Origin of the sequence: Streptomyces sp. W1SF4 (genome assembly GCF_003950035.1) — a bacterium.
Lineage (GTDB): Bacteria > Actinomycetota > Actinomycetes > Streptomycetales > Streptomycetaceae > Streptomyces > Streptomyces racemochromogenes.
Map to the genome: position 1 here is coordinate 2,739,633 of NZ_CP034350.1, position 20,321 is coordinate 2,759,953.

Sequence of the window (20,321 nt, forward strand, 5' to 3'; positions counted from 1 at the left end):
AGTAGGGTCCCACGGGTGCCGAACCACGCCTCCCGCCGGGCCCTGCTCGCCGCCGCCGCGATGGCCGCCGTCACGGCCGCCGGAGCCGCCGGGGCCGCCTCCACGGCCTCCACCGCCGCTCCCGGGACCCCGGACGACTCCCGGGCCCCCGGCGGGCCGCCGGGGCGCGGCCCGGACCGGGAGCGGCTGCGCGCGCTGGTCTCCGGGCTCGGGCTGCCCGAGCTGGTGGGGCAGCTGTTCGTGTCCCGGGCCTACGGGCATTCGGCGACGGACCCCGACCCGGCGGACGCCGAGCTGAACCTGAAGCACTTCGGGGTGCGCACCGCCGCCGAGCTGGTGGCCCGCTACCACCTGGGCGGGGTCGTCTACTTCGCGTGGGCCCACAACACGCGTGACCCGCACCAGATCGCCGCCCTGTCCAACGGGCTCCAGCGGGCCGCCGCGGACTCGGGGGCGGGGATCCCGCTGCTGCTGTCGGTGGACCAGGAGCACGGGGCCGTCGCCCGGATCGGCCGGCCCGCGACCCTGCTGCCGGGGGCGATGGCGCTGGGCGCGGCGGGCTCCGCCGAGGGGGCCCTGCGGGCGGCCCGGGTGGCGGGGACGGAGCTGGCGGCGCTGGGCATCCGGCAGGACTGGGCTCCGGTGGCCGACGTGAACGTGAACCCGGCCAACCCGGTGATCGGCGTGCGCTCCTTCGGCTCCGACCCGTCCGCCGTCGCGGCCCTGGCCGCGGCCCAGGTGCGCGGCTACCAGGGGGCGGGGGTGGCGGCGGCGGCGAAGCACTTCCCGGGACACGGGGACACCGAGACCGACAGCCACGTCGGGCTGCCGGTGATGCGGCACTCCCGCGCCCAGTGGGAGGAGCTGGACGCGCCGCCGTTCCGGGCGGCGGTGCGCGCGGGCGTGGACGTGATCATGACGGCGCACATCGTCTTCCCCGCCCTCGACCCCTCGGGGGACCCGGCGACCCTCTCGCGGCCCATCGTGACCGGCCTGCTGCGCGAACAGCTGGGATTCCGCGGGGTGGTGGTCACCGACGCCCTCGACATGGCGGGGGTCCGGCAGAAGTACGGGGACGACCGGGTCCCGGTGCTGGCCCTGAAGGCGGGCTGCGACCTGCTGCTGAACGCGCCGGACCTGGGCCTCGCGCAGCGCGCGGTGCGGGCGGCGGTGGAGTCGGGCGAGCTGTCGCGCGGCCGGGTCGAGGAGTCGGTGCTGCGGGTCCTGGAGCTGAAGGCCCGCCGGGGCCTGTTCGAGGACCCGTACACCTCCGACGCGGCGGTGGACGCGGCGGTGGGGACGGGCGGGCACCTGGCGGCCGCCGACGCGGTCGCGGCGGGTACGACGACGCTGCTGGCCAATCCGCGCGGGCTGCTGCCGCTGGACGCGTCGGCCGGGCCGAAGCTGCTGGTCACCGGCACCGACCCGGTCTCCCCCACCGGCACCACGGGCCCCCCGACGGCGGTCCTGGCGCGGGAGCTGACCGCCCTGGGGTGCCGGGCGCAGGCCCTGCCGCCCGAGCGGGCGGCGGCGGCCGCGCCGGGGCACGCGGCGGTGCTGGTGTGCACGTACAACGTCCCGGAGGGCGAGAGTCCGCAACGCGCGCTGGTGGCGGAGCTGGTCGCGACGGGCGTCCCGGTGGTGCTGCTCGCGGTCCGCAACCCGTACGACCCGGCGCGCCTGCCCCGGTGCGCCGCCGAGGTGGCCACGTACACGTGGACGGACGTGGAGATGCGGGCGGCGGCCCGGGTGCTGACGGGCGCGAGCCGGCCGTCGGGCCGGCTCCCGGTGCCCGTCCCGGGCCGCTACCCGCTGGGCCACGGGCTGTCGTACTGAGGCGCGCCCCCGTACGACAGCCCGTCGGGGACCCCTACCGGCGCAGCGAGTCGCGGCGCAGGTCGGTCTGGTCGAGCACCGGGTCCGGTGCGGCGAGCGGGGCCACCGCCTGCGGGGCGGCGGCGCCGTCGGTGCGGAACACGTCGGCCGCGGGGGCGACGCCGGCCCACTGGAGGATCCGCGCGGTCGCGAGGGCCTTCTCGCCGTCCTGGAGCTTGGCGACGTTGGCCCCGTGGTTGGCGCCCGGAGCGGTCATCACGTAGCTGTCGCGCGTCCCGTACCCGAGGTGGAAGGGCTCGGCGCCCCACGGGTCGTTCTGCCCGTACACGAACAGCATCTGGTGGGCGTTGTTGCGGACCCAGTTGTCCACGTCCGCCATGGCCGCCGGCTGGAAGGTCATGGGGATGTCGCGCGGCACGAAGTTGCGCGGGGGCTGGTAGCCGTAGCGGCTCAGGCCCTTGAGGTGGGGCTGCTTGATGTCGGGCGAGCCGAGCTGCGTGCCGGCCTGGTAGTAGTACGGCGTGTACGTCTCCAGGCCCTGGTCGGCGTAGGCCGAGAAGCCGGAGATCGTGTCGACCGTGTCCCAGATCTGCTGGTCGGTGGCGGTTTTGGCGTCCGGGATCGTGGCGCAGTCGGCGAGCAGGCTGTACTGCCAGAAGGCCCAGGTGTAGTCGAGGACCACGGCCTCGAAGGCCTTGTCGAGGCTGCCGACGGTGTTGAAGGTCCAGCCGTTCTCGGCCGCGGCGGCCTTGTACTTGGCCTCCAGCGGCTCGCGGCGGATCAGGGCCTCGCGCTGGACGTTGTTCAGCTTGTCGCGGCACTCCTTGGTGCCGACCTTGCCGAAGAACCGGTCGTAGGCCGAGTCCTCCTTGTTGACGACGTCGTTGGGCGCCACGTAGGCGACGACACCGTCCATGTCGCGCGGGTAGAAGCGCTCGAAGTACGTCGCCGTCATGCCGCCCTTGCTGGCGCCCGTGGACAGCCAGTTCTTGGGGTAGATCTTCTTCAGGGCGGTGAAGAGGCGGTGCTGGTCGCTGGCCGCCTGCCAGATGTCGAGCTTCGACCAGTCCGCCGGGTCGGGGCGGGACGGGTTGAAGAATCGATACTCCATGGACAGCTGGTTGCCGTCGATGATGGTCGTCGGCTCCGCGCGGCGCGGGTTGGTGTTGACGTTGTAGCCCGAGGTGAAGAACACCGTGGGGCGGGAGACGTCCTTGTGCAACAGGGTGACGCGCTGCTTGAAGGTGCCCTTCCACGGCTGCCGGTGGTCGACCGGCTGCTCGTAGTTCAGTACGAAGAACCGGTAGCCGGGGTACGGCTTCTCCTCGATCAGGCTCATGCCCGGGATCGCGAGGATCTGGTCCTTGATGTCCGCGGCGGATGCCTGTCCCGCGGTGGCCCGCGTGGCGGCGGCCGGCTCTGCGGCGGTGGCCGTCTGAGCCGTGAGACCGGCCGTGCCCGCGGCACCGATCAGCACCGCGACGGGCAGTATCCGGCCAAGCGTCTTGCGCATTCACCCTCCCCTTGAGTTCACTGTGGTCGCCCGTGAACCTAGCGGGATCAACGCGTCCGTGAACAGCCCCAGTTGGGACGCCGGCTCAGCACAGGATCCAGCCAGATTCGACGGATCCGGCCGCCATCTCGCCCCTTACATACACACACCGGCTGATCGCGCCCACGGTGACGGGGCCCGCGTAGCGGGTGAATTGCCCCGCATCGCCCACCGGCACCCCGCCGCGCGGCTGAACGCTGACGGCCATGTGGCGGCGCTCCCCCGGCCGCAGGGCGACGGTCATCGCGCAGACCTGGGTCCGGCTCTTGAACACCCGCACCTCGCCGCCGGGCAGCGGCATCGCCTTGACCAGCTGGCCGGCACAGCCGCCGGTCGCCGCCGACGCGGCGGGCGCCGCGAGGACTCCCCCGACCGCGAGCCACAGCGCGCCCCCCAACACCCCCAGGGACACGGCCCGTCCCCGACGCCCGCGGTCCTGCCTCATCCTGTCCCCCCGATCGGTCGTACGTAACACGTACGCACGTACGACGCTCAGCCGACCCGGAAGGTTGCACTACCCTGGGCGATCGACCGAATGCACACCGTAGCCGTGAAAGGCAGCCGACATGACGACCGATCTGCTCGACCGCAAGCTGGAGCGCGCGTTCGCCCACCTGGACGCCGACGACAACGGCGTGATCGACGAGAAGGACATGATCGCGCTCGGGTCGCGGCTGCTGACGGCGCTGTCGGAACCCGCCGACTCCCCCAAGGCGGCCGAGGTGTTCCGCGGGCTCACCGACTTCTGGGTGGACCTCTTCAACGAGCTCGGCGTCGGCCAGGACCAGAAGCTGACCCCGGCGCAGTACCGGGACGGCATGACCCGCCTGTACAAGGACGGCGGCCCGGCCTACGAGAAGTCCTTCCGGCCGATGATGAAGGCCATCCTCACGGTCGCCGACACCAACGGCGACGGACACATCAGCCCCGAGGAGTTCCACAAGGCGCAGCTGGCCTTCGACACCCGGCTGGAGCCCGCCGACGCGGACACCCTCTTCGCGAAGATCGACAAGAACCACGACGGGTACCTGTCGGTGGACGAACTCCTCGACGCCGTGCGCGAGTACTACACCGGTGACGACGAGGACGCCCCCGGGAACCTGCTCTTCGGCGAGCTCTGATCCCGGGGGCGCCCTCCCGCGGCCGCGGCCGCGGCGGCCGGCCGGCTACGCGGCGGCGGCCGCCTCGTCCTCGCCGGCGAAGGTCTGCCACAGCACCGCGTACCGCCCGCCGCGGGCCAGCAGTTCCGCGTGGCTGCCGTCCTCGACGACCCGGCCCCGGTCCATGACCACCACCCGGTCGGCCCGGGCCGCGGTCGTCAGCCGGTGCGCCACCACGAGGGTGGTCCGCTTGCCCGCGAGGCGTTCGGTGGCCTGGTTGACCTGCGCCTCGGTGGCCAGGTCCAGGGCCGCCGTGGCCTCGTCGAGCAGCAGCACGTCCGGGTCGACCAGCTCGGCGCGGGCCAGCGCGATCAGCTGGCGCTGGCCCGCCGAGAGGTTGCGGCCGCGCTCGGCGACGGCGTGCAGGTAGCCGCCGTCGAGGGTGGCGATCATGTCGTGGGCGCCGACCGCGCGGGCGGCGGCCTCCACCTCGGCGTCGCTCGCCCCGGGCCGCCCGTAGGCGATGGCGTCGCGGACCGTCCCCGGGAAGAGGTACGGCTCCTGGGGGACGACCCCCAGCCGGTGTCGGTACGCCGTCAGGTCCAGCTCCCTCAGGTCGGTGCCGTCGGCGGTGACCCGGCCGGAGGTCGGGTCGTAGAACCGGGCCACCATCTTGACCAGCGTGGACTTGCCCGCCCCGGTCTCACCGACGAAGGCGACGGTCTGCCCGGCGGGTATCCGCAGGCTGATCCCGGCCAGCGCCTCGCCCTTGCTCCCGCGCTCCTCCGCGGTGCCGTACCGGAAGCGCACGCCCTCGAAGGCGATCTCCCCGCGCAACGCGGTGACCTCGCGGGGCTCGGCCGGGCGCGGGGTGGTGGTGGGCTCGCGCAGCAGGTCCTGGATCCGGCCGAGGGAGACGGTGGCCTGCTGGTAGCCGTCGAAGACCTGGGACAGCTGCTGGACCGGCGCGAAGAACAGGTCGATGTACAGCAGGTACGCCACCAGCGCGCCCGTGGTGAGGGTGGCCGCCTCGACCCGGCCCGCGCCGACGATCAGCACGGCCGCCGCCGCGCCCGAGGACAGCAGCTGCACGAAGGGGAAGTAGACAGATATCAGCCACTGGCCGCGCACCCGCGCCTCGCGGTACGCGTCGCTGCGCTCGGCGAACCGGGCCCGGCCCGCCTCCTGCCGGCGGAAGGCCTGCACCAGCCGGATGCCGGCCACGGACTCCTGGAGGTCGGCGTTGACCAGGCTGACCCGGTCGCGGGCGAGCTCGTACGCGGCGACCGACTTGCGGCGGAACACGACCGTGCCGATGACCAGCACGGGCAGGGTGGCGAAGACGATCAGCGCGAGTTCGACGTCGAGGACCAGCAGGGCTACCAGGATGCCGAAGAAGGTCAGGACGGAGACGACGGCGGTGACCAGCCCGGTCTGCAGGAAGCTCGACAGGGAGTCCACGTCGGTGGTCATCCGGGTCATGATCTTGCCGGTGAGCTCGCGCTCGTAGTAGTCCAGGCCGAGCCGCTGGAGCTGCGCGAAGATCTTGACGCGCAGGGAGTAGAGCACGCGCTCGCCGGTGCGCCCGGTCATCCGGGTCTCCGCGAACTGCGCGGCCCACTGGCCGAGGACCACGGCGAGGGCGAGCAGGGACGCCGCCCACACCGCGCCCAGCGCGGCCTGCTCGACGCCCTGGTCGATGCCGTGCCGGATCAGGACGGGGAGCAGCAGCCCGGCGCCCGCGTCGAGGGCGACCAGGCCCAGGCTGACGGCGAGCGGGGCCCAGAAGCCGGCCAGCAGCCTGCGCAGGCCGTAGCTCTCCTCGGCGGCCGCGGACCGGGCCTCGTCCACACCCGGCTCGTCGTCGGCGGCCGGCAGCGCGGCCACCTGCGCCAGCAGTTCGGGCGTGGCGCCCGGAGCCGGTTCGGCCTCGGTCCGCTCCTCGCGGCGCCACAGCTCGGGGGTGACGCCGGCCACGCGCCGCTTGGCGTTCACCGGCTCGGAGTCGATCTCCGCCTCGAGCTCGATGTCCTTCTCCAGGTCCCGCTCGAACTCCGCCATGGCCGGCGCGTCCGGGGTCCGCGGCGAGTGCGCGCCGAGGACCTCCGGGTCGGTGAGCAGCCGCCGGTACAGCGGGGAGCGGCGCTCCAGCTCCTCGTGCGTGCCGATGTCGGCGAGCCGCCCGTGCTCCATGACGGCGATCCGGTCGGCGAGCGCGAGGGTGGAGCGCCGGTGGGCGATCAGCAGGGTGGTGCGGCCCGCCATGACGGCCCGCAGCGCCTCGTGGATCTCGTGCTCGACGCGGGCGTCGACGGCCGAGGTGGCGTCGTCCAGGAGCAGCAGGCGGGGGTCGGTGAGGATGGCGCGGGCGAGCGCGACGCGCTGGCGCTGGCCCCCGGAGAGGGTCAGGCCCTGCTCGCCGACCTTGGTGTCGTAGCCGGCGGGGAGGGCTTCGATGAAGCCCTCCGCCTGGGCGGCGCGGGCGGCGGCCCGGACCTCCTCCTCGGAGGCGCCGGGGCGTCCGAAGGCGATGTTGGCGCGGATGGTGTCGGAGAAGAGGAAGGAGTCCTCGGGCACCAGGCCGATGGCGCCGCGCAGCGAGTCGTAGGTCAGATCGCGCACGTCACGGCCGCCGACGCGGACGGTGCCGCGGTCGGCGTCGTAGAAGCGCGGCAGGAGCAGGGAGACGGTGGACTTGCCGCTGCCGGAGGCGCCGACGAGGGCCACGGTCTCGCCCTCGGCGAGGGCGAGGGAGAACCCGTCGAGGACGGGGCGGCCGGGCTCGTACCCGAAGCGGACGTCCTCGAACTCGACGGTGGCGGGTGCGTCGGCGGGGAGCTCCTCGGTCCCCTCGCGGATGTCGGGCTCGGTGTCGATCAGCTCGAAGACCCGCTCCGCTCCGGCCCGGGCCTGCTGGGCGACGGTGAGCACCATGGCGAGCATGCGGACGGGGCCGACGAGCTGGGCGAGGTAGGTGGAGAAGGCGACGAAGGTGCCGAGGGTGACCTGTCCCCGGGTGGCCATCCAGCCGCCGAGGGCCAGGACGGCGACCTGTCCGAGGGCGGGGACGGCCTGGAGGGCGGGGGTGTAGCGGGAGTTCATGCGGATGGCGCGCATCCGCCCGCCGAAGAGCCGGCGGCCGGCCGCGCGCAGCTTGCCGGTCTCCTGCTCCTCCTGCCCGAAGCCCTTGACGACGCGTACGCCGGTCACCGCGCCGTCGACGACGGAGGCGACGGCCGCGGCCTGCTGCTGGGCGTACCAGGTGGCGGGGAAGAGCTTCCTGCGGCTGCGCTTGGCGATGAACCAGAGGGCGGGGGCCATCAGCAGCGCGACGAGGGTCAGCAGCGGGGAGAGCCACAGCATGACGCCGAGGGATATCCCGAAGAGCAGGAAGTTCCCGATGGTCATGGGCAGCATGAAGAGCAGCCCCTGGATCAGCTGGAGGTCACTCGTGGCCCGGCCGACGACCTGTCCGGTGGACAGCTCGTCCTGCCGGCGCCCGTCGAGGCGGGCGATGGTGTCGTACATGTCGGTGCGCAGGTCGTGCTGCACGTCGAGGGCGAGGCGGCCGCCGTAGTACCTGCGTATGTAGGTCAGTACGTAGACCAGTAGGGCGGCGCCCAGGAGCAGGCCGGCCCAGGGCCCCATGGGCCTGCTCTCGTCGCCGATGACGTCGTCGATGATGACCCGGGTGACGAGGGGGACGAGTGCCATGACGGCCATGCCCGCCAGCGAGGAGCCGAGCGCGAGGAGCACGTTGGCCTTGTACCGCCAGGTGTAGGCGGCCAGCCGTCTGCCCCAGCCCCGCTTCTCACCAGCCGCTGTCTCCCCAGCCTGCGCCGCCGTCACGTGGTCGCCTCCCCGTAGGTCCTGTCCTGCCGCCTCCCCCAACGCCCCCACCGGGGGATTTCATCCCGCTGCAACAATCGCACCGGTGTTCCGGGAGGGCTCGGCGACTTCGCCCGGACGGGCTAGACACGGGCTAGAGGTGGGTCGGGGCGAACATCTTGAGGGTGGCCGGGAGGACCAGGACCGAGGGGCCCGGGGTCTTCAGGGCCCGGGTGAGGTCCTCGCGGAGGGTGTCCGGGGTGGTGGTGGACGCCGGGACGCCGAAGGAGGCCGCCAGGGCGGTGAAGTCCGGGCGGGTCAGTTCGGTGGCCGTGGTGCGGCCGTCGAAGGAGGCCGTCATGTACTCGCGGAGGATGCCGTAGCCGCCGTCGTCGACGATCAGCCAGGTGACGTCCAGGTCGTGTTCCCTGGCGGTGGCCAGCTCCGAGAGGGAGTACATGGCGCCGCCGTCGCCGGAGACCGCGAGGACGGGGGCGCCGGGTTCGGCGACCGCCGCGCCCAGGGCCGCCGGGAAGGCGTAGCCGAGGCCGCCCGCGCCCTGTGCCGAGTGCATGGTGTTGGGGTGCTTCGGGTCGAACGCGGACCAGGCCCAGTAGGCCAGGATCGTCATGTCCCAGAAGGACGGTGAGCGGGGCGGCAGGGCCTGCCTGATGGAGTCCAGGAGTTCCCGTTCGAGGGTGACGTCCTGCGGGGCGAGGCGGTCCTCGACGGCGGCGAGGAGCCCGCGGACCCGCTCGGGGGCCTCGTCGTCCTCACGGGGTTCGACCGTCTCCAGGAGGGCCTGGAGGGCGAGGCGGGCGTCGGCGTGGATGCCGAGGGCCGGGTGGTTGGACTCCAGCTTGCCGAGGTCCGCCTCGATCTGGACGACCCGGCCGGTGGGGAAGAACGTGTGGTAGTTCGAGGACAGCTCGCCCAGGCCGGAGCCGACGACGAGGAGGACGTCCGCGTCCTCCAGGAAGTCCGTCGTGTGGCGGTCCTCCAGCCAGGAGCGCAGGGAGAGCGGGTGGTTCCACGGGAAGGCGCCCTTGCCGCCGAAGGTGGTGACGACGGGGGCGTTCAGGCGCTCCGCGAGCTGCCGGAGCTTGCCGGCGGCGTCGGCGCGGACCACGCCGCCGCCCGCGATGATCACGGGGCGGGAGGCCTTCGAGAGCCAGTGCGCGGCCAGTGCGGTGAGCTCCGGGCGCGGGGCCAGTTCGTGCGGGGTCGCGTCCATGCCGGTGACCTCGGGGATCAGCGTCCCGGCGCGCAGCACGTCCTCGGGGATCTCGACCCAGACCGGGCCGTGGGGGGCGCTCAGCGCGGACTCCCAGGCTTCGGCGATCACGGAGGGGATCTGGGAGGGGGTGCGGGCGGTGTGGACGGACTTCACCACGTCGCGGAAGGACGCCGACTGGTCCCGCAGCTCGTGCAGGTGGCCCCGGCGGCCCCCGCCCAGGCCCGCGGTGGGGACCTGGGAGGAGATCGCGAGGACGGGCGCGGAGGCGGCCGCGGCCTCCGCGAGGGCGGGCAGGGACATCAGTGCCCCGGGCCCGGTGGAGAGCAGCAGCGGCACGGCCTCGCCGGTGAGGCGCCCGTACGCGTCGGCGGCGAAGCCGGCGTTGTTCTCCGTGCGCAGGGTGACCAGGCGCAGGTCGGAGCGGCCGACGGCGTCGAAGAGGCCCAGCGCGTGCTGGCCCGGCAGGCCGAAGACGGTGGTGGCGCCGAGCCCGCGCAGCGTCTCCACGACCAGGTCCCCGCCCGTGCGGCCCGGCGGCGGGGCCAGGGCGGCCGCCGTCTGGGCCTCGGTGGGACGGAGTACCAGGTCGTGGTCGTGCGTCACGGGTGTGGGGTGCCCTTCGTGCTCGGCTGCCGCACCGTCCTCGCCGCCGCGGCGGGGGTTCAGCCCTGGCGGGAGGCGGCGATCTGACGGCTCATGATCGTGGTCAGCTCGTACGCGGTGTGCGAGGCCGCGACCGAGGTGATCTCCGCGTGATCGTACGCCGGGGCGACCTCGACGACGTCGGCCGAGACCAGGTTGCAGGACGACAGGCCGCGGATGATCTCCAGCAGCTCGCGGGAGGTCATGCCGCCGGCCTCGGGCGTGCCGGTGCCGGGCGCGTGGGCCGGGTCGAGCACGTCGATGTCGATGGAGATGTACAGCGGGCGGTCGCCGATGCGCTGGCGCAGCTGGTCGGCGACCTCGTCGGCGCCGCGGCGGTAGACGTCGGCGGAGGTGACGATGCCGAAGCCCATCTTGGCGTCGTCGTCGAGGTCCTGCTTGCCGTACAGCGGGCCGCGGGTACCGACGTGGGAGAGCGCCTCGGTGTCGAGGATGCCCTCTTCGACGGCGCGGCGGAACGGGGTGCCGTGGGTGTACTCGGCGCCGAAGTAGGTGTCCCAGGTGTCGAGGTGGGCGTCGAAGTGGAGCAGGGCGACCGGGCCGTGCTTCTTCGCGACCGAGCGCAGCAGGGGGAGGGCGATGGTGTGGTCGCCGCCGAGGGTCATCAGGCGGGAGCCGGAGGAGAGGAGCTCGTCCGCGGCGGCCTCGACCGTCTCGACGGCCTCGTTGATGTTGAAGGGGTTCACCGCGATGTCACCGGCGTCCGCGACCTGCGCGAGGGCGAACGGGGAGGCGTCCTGGGCCGGGTTGTACGGGCGCAGCAGGCGGGAGGCCTCGCGGATGGCGTTGCCGCCGAAGCGGGCGCCGGGGCGGTAGGAGACGCCGGAGTCGAAGGGCACGCCGACGACGGCGACGTCGGCGGAGCCGACCTCGTCGAGGCGCGGCAGGCGGGCGAAGGTCGCCGGGCCCGCGTAGCGCGGGATGCGGGAGGAGTCGACGGGGCCGCGCGGCTGCGTGCTCATGGGGGGGTGCCCTTCTGGTGGTCCTGCTGGTGCGGTCCTTCGAGCGTAAGCGTGCCGCGCGGGGGTGGGGAGGGTACGTTTCATCCATCGGGCAGCACTGGAATGTACGGAGTATCCATGGCGGAGGTTCCGCTCGGGGTCCCCTCGAGCCCCGGCGACGGGCCGCGGGCGGGGGTGCCGGCGTCGGCGCCCGCCGGTGAGCCGATGACGCCGCCCGTGGGGCTGGCGGCGCTGCTCGGCGAGCGGGGGCTCGGGCTGCGGCACCTCGCGGGTCCGGCGGTGGCGGAGGTGCACGGGGTGCACGCCTCCGAGATGGCGGACCCCTCCCCCTACCTGCTGGGCGGTGAACTCCTGCTGACGGCCGGGGCCGAGCTGACGGAGGCCGGCGCCGCCGGCTACGTCGCCCGGCTGGCCCGCGCGGGGGCCGCCGCGCTCGGCTTCGGCGTGACCCCGGTTCACGAGGTGGTGCCGCCGGGCCTGGCCGGGGCGTGCGAGCGGTACGGGCTCCCGCTGGTCGAGGTCCCGCCCGGGACCCCGTTCACGGCGGTCGCCCGCAGCGTCGGGCGGCTGATGGCGGAGGCCCGTACCCGGGAGCTGCGCCGGGTCGCGGAGGCGCAGCAGGCCCTGGCGGCGGCCGCGGCCCGCCCGGACCCGGTCCCGGCGCTGCTGTCCCGCCTGGCGGCGAGCCTGACCGGCTGGGCCGCCCTGCTCGACCCGGCCGCCGGGCCGGGGGCCGGGGCCGGGGCCCCCGGCCCCGCCGGGGGAGCCCGGAGCACCGGTACCGCCCGGGCCGCCGGAACCGCCCCGGGTGCCGCTCCGGGTGCCGCCCGGGCCGCAGCTTCGGCGGGGGTTCCCGCGGCGCCCGCGGCCGGCGGAGGCACCGACACGGTTCCGGGCGCCGTCGCCGCCGCCGGGGGCGTTCCGGACGCGGAGGTGCTCGGGGCCCTGGCCGCGCTGGTGCGGCGGGTGGGGCCCGGGGCGGCGGCCACCGCCACCGATGCGCTCGGCCCGGTGAGCCTGGCCGCGTACGCCGTCGGCGGCGGGCGGGTGCTGGCCCTGGCCACCCCGGGGCGGACCCCGGGCGACCACACCATCGCCTCGATCGCCGCCGTACTGCTGAGCCTGGTCACCGCGGAGCACCCCGCCGGGGACGAGGCGGCGGCCCTGACCCGGCTGCTGCTGGACGGGGATCCGGCCGGGGCGCTCGCGCCCGGGCCCTGGTACGCGGTCCACGCCCGCGGCGACGGCGACCCCCGGGCCCTCGCCGCCGCGCTGGGCACCGTACTGCTGGACCCGCGCGGGGACGGCGTACGCCTGCTCACCGACCGCGAGCCCGGCCCGCAGCCCGGCTGGCGGCTCGGGGTCAGCGCCCCGGCCGCGCCCGGCGCCCTGGCCACCGCCGCGGCGCAGGCCCGCCGCGCCCTCGCGCGTGCCGAGGCGGCGCGGACCCCGCTGTCGCGGCACACGGACCCCGGCTTCGCGGGCCTGGTCGGCGAGGAAGAGGCGCGGGCCCACGCCGAGGCCCTGCTGGAGCCCCTCTCCCCCGCCCTGCGGGACACCCTGCGCGGGTGGCTGGCCCACCACGGCAGCTGGGACCGCAGCGCGGCCGCCCTCGGCCTGCACCGCAACACCGTCCGCCAGCGCGTCGCCCGCTGCGCGGCACTGCTGGACCGGGACCTCGACGACCCGGACACCCGCATGGAGCTGTGGTTCGCGCTGCGCCGCCTGCCGTGAGGCCGGCTCAGCGGTTGAACGCGGCGAGCCCGAAGCGCTGGACGATCTTCAGGCCGTCGCTCTTGGCGTCCGTGCTGTTGACGGAGTAGACGAGGGTGCGGGACAGGTCCCGGGTCGCGGCGATGACCGTGTGGTAGCCGGGGCGGGCTCCGGTCTTGCCCCAGACCTCCCTGCCTTTGACGACGAGCCGTTCCAGACCGGCGCTGCGGGTGGCACCGGGGAGATCGGGGACGGTGAACATCTCCTTCAGCTGCGGTTCGGGTACGACCTGGCCGCGGAACAGGGCGAAGACGAAGCGCTCCAGGTCCCGGGTGGTGGAGATCATGTCGCCCGCGGCGAAGCGGTCCGTCATGTTCCATTCGGTGACGTCCACCTGTTCACCGCCGATCAGCTGGTAGCCGCGGTTGTGCGGGCCGTGGATGCGCGGGTCGGCGCCCCTGGGGAAGGAGCTGCCGGTCATGCCGACCGGGCGGAAGATCCGGACCTCGGCCTGGTGGGCGTACGAGTCGCCGGTGACCTTCTCCACCAGCATGCCGAGGATCGTGTAGCCGATGTTGCCGTACTGCTGCCTGGTGCCCGCTTCGAACGCGGGGCCCTTGGACAGGCCCCCGGCCACGACCTCCTGGTAGGGGAGGGTCTCGAAGCGGTGCGGGTACTCCTCCTCGACGGTGTCGCCGAAGGAGGCCCCGGGCTGGATGCCGCTGGTGAAGTTCAGCAGGTGGCGGACGGTGACGGGCGTGGTGAAGCTCGCCGGGACCAGGCCCGGCAGGTAGGTGTTCACGGGGGCGCCGAGGTCGACCTTGCCCTCGGCCGCGAGCTGGAGGACGAGGGCGGCCGTGACGACCTTGGTGGTGGAGCCGGCCCGGAAGCGGGCGTCGGCCAGGGCCGGGGCCCCGGTCCTGAGGTCGCGCACGCCGGCGGTGCCGGTCCACCGGCCGTCGCCGCCCACGCGGATCAGCGCGGCGGTCGCGTCCCGGTCGGGCAGCCCGGCGATCCCGGCGCGCAGGGCCGCCACGTCGGGGCCCTGTCCGTCGGCGGCCCTGCCTTCGGCGGCGCCCGGGGCGGACGGCGCCGCGAGGGCGGCGGTGGCGGTCACGGGTCCGGCGGCGAGGCCGAGGAGCAGGACTGCGGCCAGGGCGGTGCGGGTGCGTCGGTTCACTGCGGCTCCGGTGGGCTCGGTTCGGCGGCGTTCGTTCGGACAGGTCCATCCTGGTGAGCGCGCCGCCCCGCCGGATCCTGCGCGCAGAGGACCCCGACGGCCCCTTTCCCCTCCGGGACGGGGCCGTCCGCCTCAGGGTGATCCCGGGGTCCGGCCCCGGGGGCGGCCCGCCTCCGGGCGGCGTCGGACGGTGTGACCGACCCGCTATGGACAGGATCGACAACCCGCCGGTAACTTAGCTATGAGCAAGCGCTTAGACATGGGCGGCGGACCGCCGCGACGAAGGGAGCCGGCCGTGCGCCGTACGGTGTTCAACGAGGACCACGAGGCGTTCCGCGAGACCCTCCGCGCCTTCATCGAGGCCGAGGTCGTCCCCGTCTACGACGAGTGGTTCCAGGCCGGCCAGGCGCCGCGCGACTTCTACTACAAGCTCGGCGAGCTGGGCATCTTCGGCATCAACGTGCCCGAGGAGTTCGGCGGCGCGGGCCTGGACACCCACAAGTTCGAGGCCGTCCTCTACGAAGAGACCTCCCGCGCGGGCGTCAACTTCGGCGGCTCCGGCGTGCACGTGCTGCTCGCCCTGCCCTACATCAAGATGCTCGCCACCGACGAGCAGAAGAAGCGTTTCCTCCCGAACTTCGTCTCGGGTGAGGAGATGTGGGCGCTGGCGATGACCGAGCCGGGCACCGGTTCCGACGTCGCGGGCATGAAGACCACCGCCAAGCTCTCCGAGGACGGCACCCACTACGTCCTCAACGGCTCCAAGACCTTCATCACCGGCGGCGTGCACGCCGACCGCGTGATCGTCTGCGCCCGCACCTCCGCCCCGTCGGCCGAGGACCGCCGCTTCGGCATCTCCCTCTTCGCCGTGGACACCAAGTCCGAGGGCTACTCGATCGGCCGCAAGCTCGACAAGCTGGGCCTGAAGACCTCCGACACCGCCGAGCTGGCGTTCGTCGACGTCAAGGTCCCGGTCGAGGACCTGCTCGGCGAGGAGGGCAAGGGCTTCTACTACCTCGGCCACAACCTGGCCTCCGAGCGCTGGGGCATCGCCTTCGGCGCCTACGCCCAGGCCGCCGCGGCCGTCCGGTTCGCCCAGCAGTACGTCACCGACCGCACCGTCTTCGGCAAGCCGGTCTCGCACTTCCAGAACACCAAGTTCGAGCTGGCCGCCTGCCAGGCCGAGGTGGACGCGGCCCAGGCCGTCGCCGACCGCGCGCTGGAGGCCCTGGACGCCGGCGAGCTGACCCCGGCCGAGGCCGCCTCCGCGAAGCTCTTCTGCACCGAGGTCGCGCACCGCGTCATCGACCGCTGCCTCCAGCTGCACGGCGGCTACGGCTACATGAACGAGTACCCGATCGCCCGCCTGTACGCCGACAACCGCGTCAACCGCATCTACGGCGGCACCAGCGAGATCATGAAGTCGATCATCGCGAAGTCGATGGGCCTGTAACCCACTTGAACGACTCGCTGGCGGACCTCCTCGATCTGCTCGACCTGGAGCAGATCGAGGAGAACATCTTCCGCGGCACGAGCCGCACCTCCCTGGTGCCGCGCGTGTTCGGCGGCCAGGTCGCGGCCCAGGCACTGGTCGCGGCCGGCCGCACGGTGCCCGCGGACCGGCTGCCGCACTCGCTCCACTCGTACTTCCTGCGCACCGGCGACTCCGGCGCGCCGATCGTGTACTCCGTGGACCGGATCCGCGACGGGCGGTCCTTCACCACCCGCCGCGTGGTCGCCGTCCAGCACGGACAGCCGATCTTCCACCTCTCCGCGTCCTTCCAGACGTACGAGGAGGGCATGGAGCACCAGGCCGTGATGCCGGCCGCGCCGGACCCGGAGTCCCTGCCGACGGCGGCCGAGGCGCTGCCCGCCCACCGGGACGTCTTCCGGGACCCCGGCACCGTCGAGCGGCTGCTGGAGGCGCGCGGCGCCGTGGACCTGCGGTACGCGACCACCCCGCCGTGGGGCTCGGTCGGCGAGCCGCGGGAGCCCCGCTCCCAGGTCTGGTTCCGCACGCAGGGCAAGCTCGCGGACGACCCGCTGCTGCACATCTGCCTGGCCACCTACGTGTCCGACATGACCCTGCTGGACTCGGTGCTGCTCGCGCACGGCCGGGGCGGCTGGGCGGTCGGCGACGTGGTCGGCGCCTCGCTGGACCACGCCATGTGGTTCCACCGTCCCTTCCGCGCCGACGAATGGCTCCTGTACGACCAGGAGTCCCCCTCGGCGTCCGCGGGACGGGGCCTGGGACAGGCCCGCATCTGGACCCAGGACGGCCGCCTGGCGGTCACCGTCATCCAGGAAGGTGTCGTGCGCGTCCCGCGCGGCTGAGCGGACATACCGTCGGCCCATGCCGGTCGTAGCCGAATCCGACGTCGCAGCCGACGGGGCGGGATCCGAGAGCGTCACCACGGTGGTCGTCGCCGTGGTCACCAACCTGGCCATCGCCGCCGCGAAGGCCGTCGCCGGGATCGTCAGCGGGTCCAGCGCGATGCTGTCCGAGGCCGCGCACTCGGTGGCCGACACCGTCACCGAGGTGCTGCTGCTGGCCTCCCTCAGACGCAGCGCCCGCCCCGCCGACGAGGCGCACCCGCTGGGGTACGGGCCCGAGCGCTACATCTGGGCGCTCCTCGCCTCGATCGCCACGTTCGCGGGCGGTGCGGTCTTCGCCGTCTACGACGGGATCCACACCCTGGTGCACGGCGAGGACCCCCGCGACCCGGTGTTCTCGTACGCCGTCCTCGCGGTCGCGTTCGTCCTGGAGGGGTACTCGCTGCTGGTGGCGTGGCGGCAGGTGACCGGCGAGGCGGCGCGGATGCGGGCGCCGCTGGGGCTGTACGTGAAGCACACCCCGGACACGGCGGTGAAGGCGGTCCTGCTGGAGAACGCCGCCGCGCTGGCCGGCCTCGTGCTGGCGGCGGGCGGGCTGCTGGGGGCACAGCTGACGGGGTCGGGCGTCTACGACGGGGTGGCCTCCCTGCTGATCGGGGCGCTGCTGGTGGCGGTGGCGTGGGAGCTGGGGCGCTCGAACGCGGGGTACCTGATCGGGCGGCCGCTGCCCGCGGCGATGCGGGCGGAGGTGCGCGAGGAGCTGCTGTCGGTCCCGCACGTCGAGGGGGTGCTGGAGCTGACCACCCTGGTGCAGGGGCCGGACGAGGTGCTGATCGCGGCGAAGGTGGACTTCCACGACCTGGCGTCGGCCCGGCAGGTGGAGGCGGCCTGCGAGGACGCGGAGGCCCAGCTGCGGGAGCGGTGGCCGGCGGTCCGCCGGGTCTACCTGGACCCGACGCCGACCCCGCCGCCCGCATCCGCGGCGGAACCTTCGCTACCGCCCGGGGCTGTGCAAGGCTGACCGGGTGAACCTGGAGGACCTCGCCCGACTGCGCCGGGCCCGCGACCTGATGGACCGCAACTACGCGGAGCCGCTCGACGTCACCGCGCTGGCCCAGGTCGCGCTGATGTCGGCGGGGCACTTCTCGCGCAGCTTCCGCGCCGCCTACGGGGAGACCCCGTACAGCTACCTGATGACGCGCCGGATCGAGCGGGCCAAGGCGCTGCTGCGGCGCGGCGACCAGTCGGTGACGGAGGTGTGCTTCGCGGTGGGCTGTACCTCGCTGGGGTCGTTCAGCGCGCGGTTCACGGAGCTGGTGGGCGAGAGCCCGAGCGCGTACCGGGCCCGTGACCACGGGGCGGACGCGGCCCTGCCGGCCTGCGTCTCGAAGGTCCACACCCGGCCGGTCAGGAACGGCCCCCACGCCGGCTGACCGGTCAGTCCCACCAGAACGACCAGTGGGCCGTGCCCACCAGCGCCTGCGCGGCGTAGGCACGGACCGTGCCGGAGCCCTGCCGGACGTTGTCGGGGCAGAACGCGAAGTGCTCGGCGGCGACCGGGAGGGCCTCGGCGAGCGTGCGGGGCGGGGCCGCCACCGAGAGGTCGAGCCGGTCGAAGCCGAGGGCGAGGACGCGGGCGCCGAAGCGGTCCTCCCAGGAGCGCAGCACGGCGCAGATCCGGGCGGTGTCGCCCTCGTGGTGGACGGGACCGCGCCAGCCGATCGCGGCCGGCAGATCGGCCCCGCGCCCGGCCGGGGCCAGCGCGAGCCGGGGGCCGTCACCCAGCCACCCCCGCGCGAGCAGCCCGCCCGCCACCGCGTCGGCGGCCGCCCCGGGCTCCGCCGTCGGGGTGCCGGACCGGGCGGCCCCGGGCCAGGCCCGGCCGAAGGGGGCGATCAGCTCCGCGCCCTCCTCCCCTTCCTCCGGGTCGGGGACGACGGCGTCCCAGTACTCCCGCAACACGGTCCGGGCGTCGTGGTCGCCCGGGTCGGAACAGCGCTCCGGCTCCACGTGGTCCTCGTCCCGCCACCACTCCCGCGGCCCGTACCGGTCGTGGAGCAGTACGGGAAGCAGCCCGGCGGGAACCGGGTACGCGGCGGCCGGGGCGTCCACCGGCCCGTCGGAGAGCCACAGCAGCGCCTCGTACCGCACCCGCCGCAGCGGCCCGCGCCGCACCGGCCGGGTGACGAGACCCCCCGGCGGCAGCCCGGCGATCCCGCCGGCGGCATCGAACGCGGACCACGGGCTCGGCACATCGACCATGCCGCTGACCGTACCGCCGCCCCCCCGACACCCCCACCGAACCGCGAGCCGGCGCCGCTGGGCCGGGACGGCGCGGCCAGGCCGCCGAGCCTGGGCCGGGGCAAGCCGATGCCGCAGGGCCGGCCCGCCAAGCCGGGGCCGGGCCAGGGCAGGCCGGGGCCGGGCAGGGGTCCCGCACCCCGCCCGGCCAGGCCTAACGCAGGCCCGCCGCCGCGAGGAGGTACGCCACCATCGGGTCGTAGAAGCGCGGGTCGCGGACGTGGTCGTCCAGGGGGACGGCGACCTGGAGGGTGCCCTCCGCCTCGCCGAGGAACAGCGCCGGGTCGTTGCAGTCCGCGTACCCCACCGCATCCAGCCCGCGCTGCGCCGCGCAGCCCGCCCAGCCGTGGTCGGCGACGACCAGGTCGGGCTGCGGGCGGCCCTCCGCCGCGAGGCCGTCCAGGATCGCGGCCATCGGGGCCGGGGAGTGGGTGTGCCACAGGGTCGCGCCCCGCTCCAGCACGGCCACGTCGGCGAACTGCCACACCGAGCCCTCGTCGGCGACCAGGCCGGACGGGATCCGGACGATCTCGCAGCCCGCGGCGCGCAGCGCGTCGGCGGTGGCGCGGTGGACGTCGAGCAGGCCGCCGGGGTGGCCGGTGGCCAGCAGCACGCTGTGCCGGTCGAGAGCGGCCTTGTGCAGCCGGGCGGCCATGCGGTCCAGGCCGGCGAGGGTCAGTTCGGGGTCGATGGTGTCCTGGCCGGTCCGGTGGGCCGGGTCGTCGACGACGCCGACGCGCTCGGCCATCACGGCCAGTACGTCCTGCTCGTCGGCCCAGCGGTCGCCGAGTTCCAGGCCGAGCCAGTAGTGCCGGTCGCCGTTGGCGAGCTTGCGGTAGTGGGAGAGGTTGTTCTCGCGCGGGGTGGCGACCTGCCCCGCGATCCGCGTGCGGACCAGGTGGTCGATGAGTTCGGCGCGGCTGGGTACGGGCGTCTCTATCGGCTTCGGCATGCGGCCCATTCTGCCGCCGCCCGCCCGGAGGCGTCCGTTCCACCAAGCACCCCTCGAGCCGGGCCTCACCCCGACAGCGCCCCGAAGGCCCCGTTGGCCAGCCTGCGCAGCAGGGACTCGGTGGCCTCGCGGCCCGGCGCGGCCAGGTGGGGGGTGGAGTTCAGCAGGCCGAAGACGGCGTGCACGGCCACCCGCACCTCCGCCTCGCCGACCTCGGGGTGCAGTTCCCGTACGACCTCCACCCACAGCTCGACGTACTGCCGCTGGAGCTGGCGCACGAGTTTGCGGTCGGCCTCGCGCAGCCGGTCGAGTTCGCGGTCGTGCAGGGTGATCAGCGCCCGGTCGTCCAGGGCGAAGTCGATGTGCCCCTCGACGAGGGAGGCGAGGATCGCCTCCGGGTCCCCGGCGGCCTCCTCGACCCGCCGCCGGCCGCCGGTCAGCAGCCGCTCGCTGATCCCGACGAGGAGCTCGGCGAGCATGGCGTCCTTCCCGGCGAAGTGCCGGTAGAGGCCGGGGCCGCTGATGCCGACCGCCGCCCCTATCTCGTCCACGCCGACGCCGTGGAAGCCGCGCTCCGCGAAGAGACGAGCGGCCTCACTGAGGATCTGCTCACGACGGGTCGGGGTGGCCGCTCTGGTGCTCATGGAAATCCATTCTAGACAG

General features: G+C 74.3%; 16 protein-coding genes. 7 read left to right on the forward strand and 9 right to left on the reverse strand.

Annotated features, from left to right (window positions below; all coding sequences use genetic code 11):
- Window positions 1-15: 15 nt before the first annotated feature.
- On the forward strand, window positions 16-1,836 hold the full coding sequence (locus tag D1J60_RS12725; protein ID WP_206436519.1) for a glycoside hydrolase family 3 protein: 1,821 nt from the start codon (window positions 16-18) through the stop codon (window positions 1,834-1,836).
- A gap of 34 nt (window positions 1,837-1,870) precedes the next feature.
- Here the strand turns inward: D1J60_RS12725 and D1J60_RS12730 are convergent, their stop codons facing one another.
- Window positions 1,871-3,349: a S28 family serine protease gene (locus D1J60_RS12730; protein WP_125821179.1), complete on the reverse strand. Its 1,479-nt coding sequence runs from the start codon at window positions 3,347-3,349 to the stop codon at window positions 1,871-1,873.
- An 85-nt stretch (window positions 3,350-3,434) separates the two neighbouring features.
- On the reverse strand, window positions 3,435-3,800 hold the full coding sequence (locus tag D1J60_RS12735; protein WP_125821180.1) for a hypothetical protein: 366 nt from the start codon (window positions 3,798-3,800) through the stop codon (window positions 3,435-3,437).
- Window positions 3,801-3,954: 154 nt separating this feature from the next.
- On the opposite strand from D1J60_RS12735, the gene D1J60_RS12740 reads away from it, so the two are divergent.
- Window positions 3,955-4,509 (forward strand): EF-hand domain-containing protein, encoded by a 555-nt coding sequence (locus D1J60_RS12740; protein ID WP_125595325.1) that lies wholly within the window; start codon window positions 3,955-3,957, stop codon window positions 4,507-4,509.
- Between the two features lie 45 nt (window positions 4,510-4,554).
- Here the strand turns inward: D1J60_RS12740 and D1J60_RS12745 are convergent, their stop codons facing one another.
- From D1J60_RS12745 to speB, 3 genes are all read right to left on the reverse strand, one after another.
- Window positions 4,555-8,337, reverse strand: a complete 3,783-nt coding sequence (locus tag D1J60_RS12745) for an ABC transporter ATP-binding protein (RefSeq protein WP_125821181.1) — start codon at window positions 8,335-8,337, stop codon at window positions 4,555-4,557.
- Between the two features lie 133 nt (window positions 8,338-8,470).
- Window positions 8,471-10,156 carry a thiamine pyrophosphate-binding protein gene (locus D1J60_RS12750; RefSeq protein WP_125821182.1) on the reverse strand — a complete coding sequence of 562 codons (1,686 nt, stop codon included), beginning with the start codon at window positions 10,154-10,156 and terminating at the stop codon, window positions 8,471-8,473.
- 59 nt (window positions 10,157-10,215) lie between these two features.
- Complete coding sequence (speB, locus tag D1J60_RS12755; protein ID WP_125595322.1) at window positions 10,216-11,178, reverse strand: agmatinase; 963 nt, start codon at window positions 11,176-11,178, stop codon at window positions 10,216-10,218.
- A gap of 204 nt (window positions 11,179-11,382) precedes the next feature.
- Here speB and D1J60_RS12760 point away from each other — a divergent pair, with 204 nt between their 5' ends.
- A complete protein-coding gene (locus D1J60_RS12760) occupies window positions 11,383-12,912 on the forward strand; it encodes a PucR family transcriptional regulator (RefSeq protein WP_164721054.1) in 1,530 nt (509 codons plus the stop codon).
- Window positions 12,913-12,919: 7 nt separating this feature from the next.
- Here D1J60_RS12760 and D1J60_RS12765 read toward each other — a convergent pair whose 3' ends face one another.
- Window positions 12,920-14,071: a serine hydrolase domain-containing protein gene (locus tag D1J60_RS12765; protein WP_125821184.1), complete on the reverse strand. Its 1,152-nt coding sequence runs from the start codon at window positions 14,069-14,071 to the stop codon at window positions 12,920-12,922.
- 295 nt (window positions 14,072-14,366) lie between these two features.
- On the opposite strand from D1J60_RS12765, the gene D1J60_RS12770 reads away from it, so the two are divergent.
- The 4 genes from D1J60_RS12770 to D1J60_RS12785 are packed head-to-tail and all read left to right on the forward strand — an operon-like array spanning window position 14,367 to window position 17,838.
- Window positions 14,367-15,524: an acyl-CoA dehydrogenase family protein gene (locus D1J60_RS12770; protein ID WP_125594120.1), complete on the forward strand. Its 1,158-nt coding sequence runs from the start codon at window positions 14,367-14,369 to the stop codon at window positions 15,522-15,524.
- Window positions 15,525-15,529: 5 nt separating this feature from the next.
- Entirely contained in the window at window positions 15,530-16,405 is an 876-nt protein-coding gene (gene tesB / locus D1J60_RS12775; protein WP_125594121.1) for an acyl-CoA thioesterase II, read from the forward strand.
- A 19-nt stretch (window positions 16,406-16,424) separates the two neighbouring features.
- Window positions 16,425-17,426, forward strand: a complete 1,002-nt coding sequence (locus tag D1J60_RS12780) for a cation diffusion facilitator family transporter (protein ID WP_125821185.1) — start codon at window positions 16,425-16,427, stop codon at window positions 17,424-17,426.
- 4 nt (window positions 17,427-17,430) lie between these two features.
- On the forward strand, window positions 17,431-17,838 hold the full coding sequence (locus tag D1J60_RS12785; protein ID WP_164720891.1) for a helix-turn-helix transcriptional regulator: 408 nt from the start codon (window positions 17,431-17,433) through the stop codon (window positions 17,836-17,838).
- Between the two features lie 4 nt (window positions 17,839-17,842).
- Here D1J60_RS12785 and D1J60_RS12790 read toward each other — a convergent pair whose 3' ends face one another.
- The 3 genes from D1J60_RS12790 to D1J60_RS12800 form a co-directional block, all read right to left on the reverse strand.
- Complete coding sequence (locus tag D1J60_RS12790) at window positions 17,843-18,667, reverse strand: DUF4253 domain-containing protein (RefSeq protein WP_125821186.1); 825 nt, start codon at window positions 18,665-18,667, stop codon at window positions 17,843-17,845.
- Window positions 18,668-18,860: 193 nt separating this feature from the next.
- On the reverse strand, window positions 18,861-19,667 hold the full coding sequence (locus tag D1J60_RS12795; protein WP_125594124.1) for a phosphatase: 807 nt from the start codon (window positions 19,665-19,667) through the stop codon (window positions 18,861-18,863).
- A 56-nt stretch (window positions 19,668-19,723) separates the two neighbouring features.
- Window positions 19,724-20,302 (reverse strand): TetR/AcrR family transcriptional regulator, encoded by a 579-nt coding sequence (locus tag D1J60_RS12800; RefSeq protein ID WP_007264172.1) that lies wholly within the window; start codon window positions 20,300-20,302, stop codon window positions 19,724-19,726.
- Window positions 20,303-20,321: the final 19 nt, after the last annotated feature.

Bases quoted from the DNA above. Each gene is read 5' to 3' on its own strand.
- D1J60_RS12730 (WP_125821179.1), bottom strand. From the start codon at position 3,349: ATGCGCAAGACGCTTGGCCGGATACTGCCCGTCGCGGTGCTGATCGGT.
- D1J60_RS12780 (WP_125821185.1), top strand. From the start codon at position 16,425: ATGCCGGTCGTAGCCGAATCCGACGTCGCAGCCGACGGGGCGGGATCC.
- speB (WP_125595322.1), bottom strand. From the start codon at position 11,178: ATGAGCACGCAGCCGCGCGGCCCCGTCGACTCCTCCCGCATCCCGCGC.
- D1J60_RS12800 (WP_007264172.1), bottom strand. From the start codon at position 20,302: ATGAGCACCAGAGCGGCCACCCCGACCCGTCGTGAGCAGATCCTCAGT.
- D1J60_RS12795 (WP_125594124.1), bottom strand. From the start codon at position 19,667: ATGGGCCGCATGCCGAAGCCGATAGAGACGCCCGTACCCAGCCGCGCC.
- D1J60_RS12790 (WP_125821186.1), bottom strand. From the start codon at position 18,667: ATGGTCGATGTGCCGAGCCCGTGGTCCGCGTTCGATGCCGCCGGCGGG.
- D1J60_RS12760 (WP_164721054.1), top strand. From the start codon at position 11,383: ATGACGCCGCCCGTGGGGCTGGCGGCGCTGCTCGGCGAGCGGGGGCTC.
- D1J60_RS12740 (WP_125595325.1), top strand. From the start codon at position 3,955: ATGACGACCGATCTGCTCGACCGCAAGCTGGAGCGCGCGTTCGCCCAC.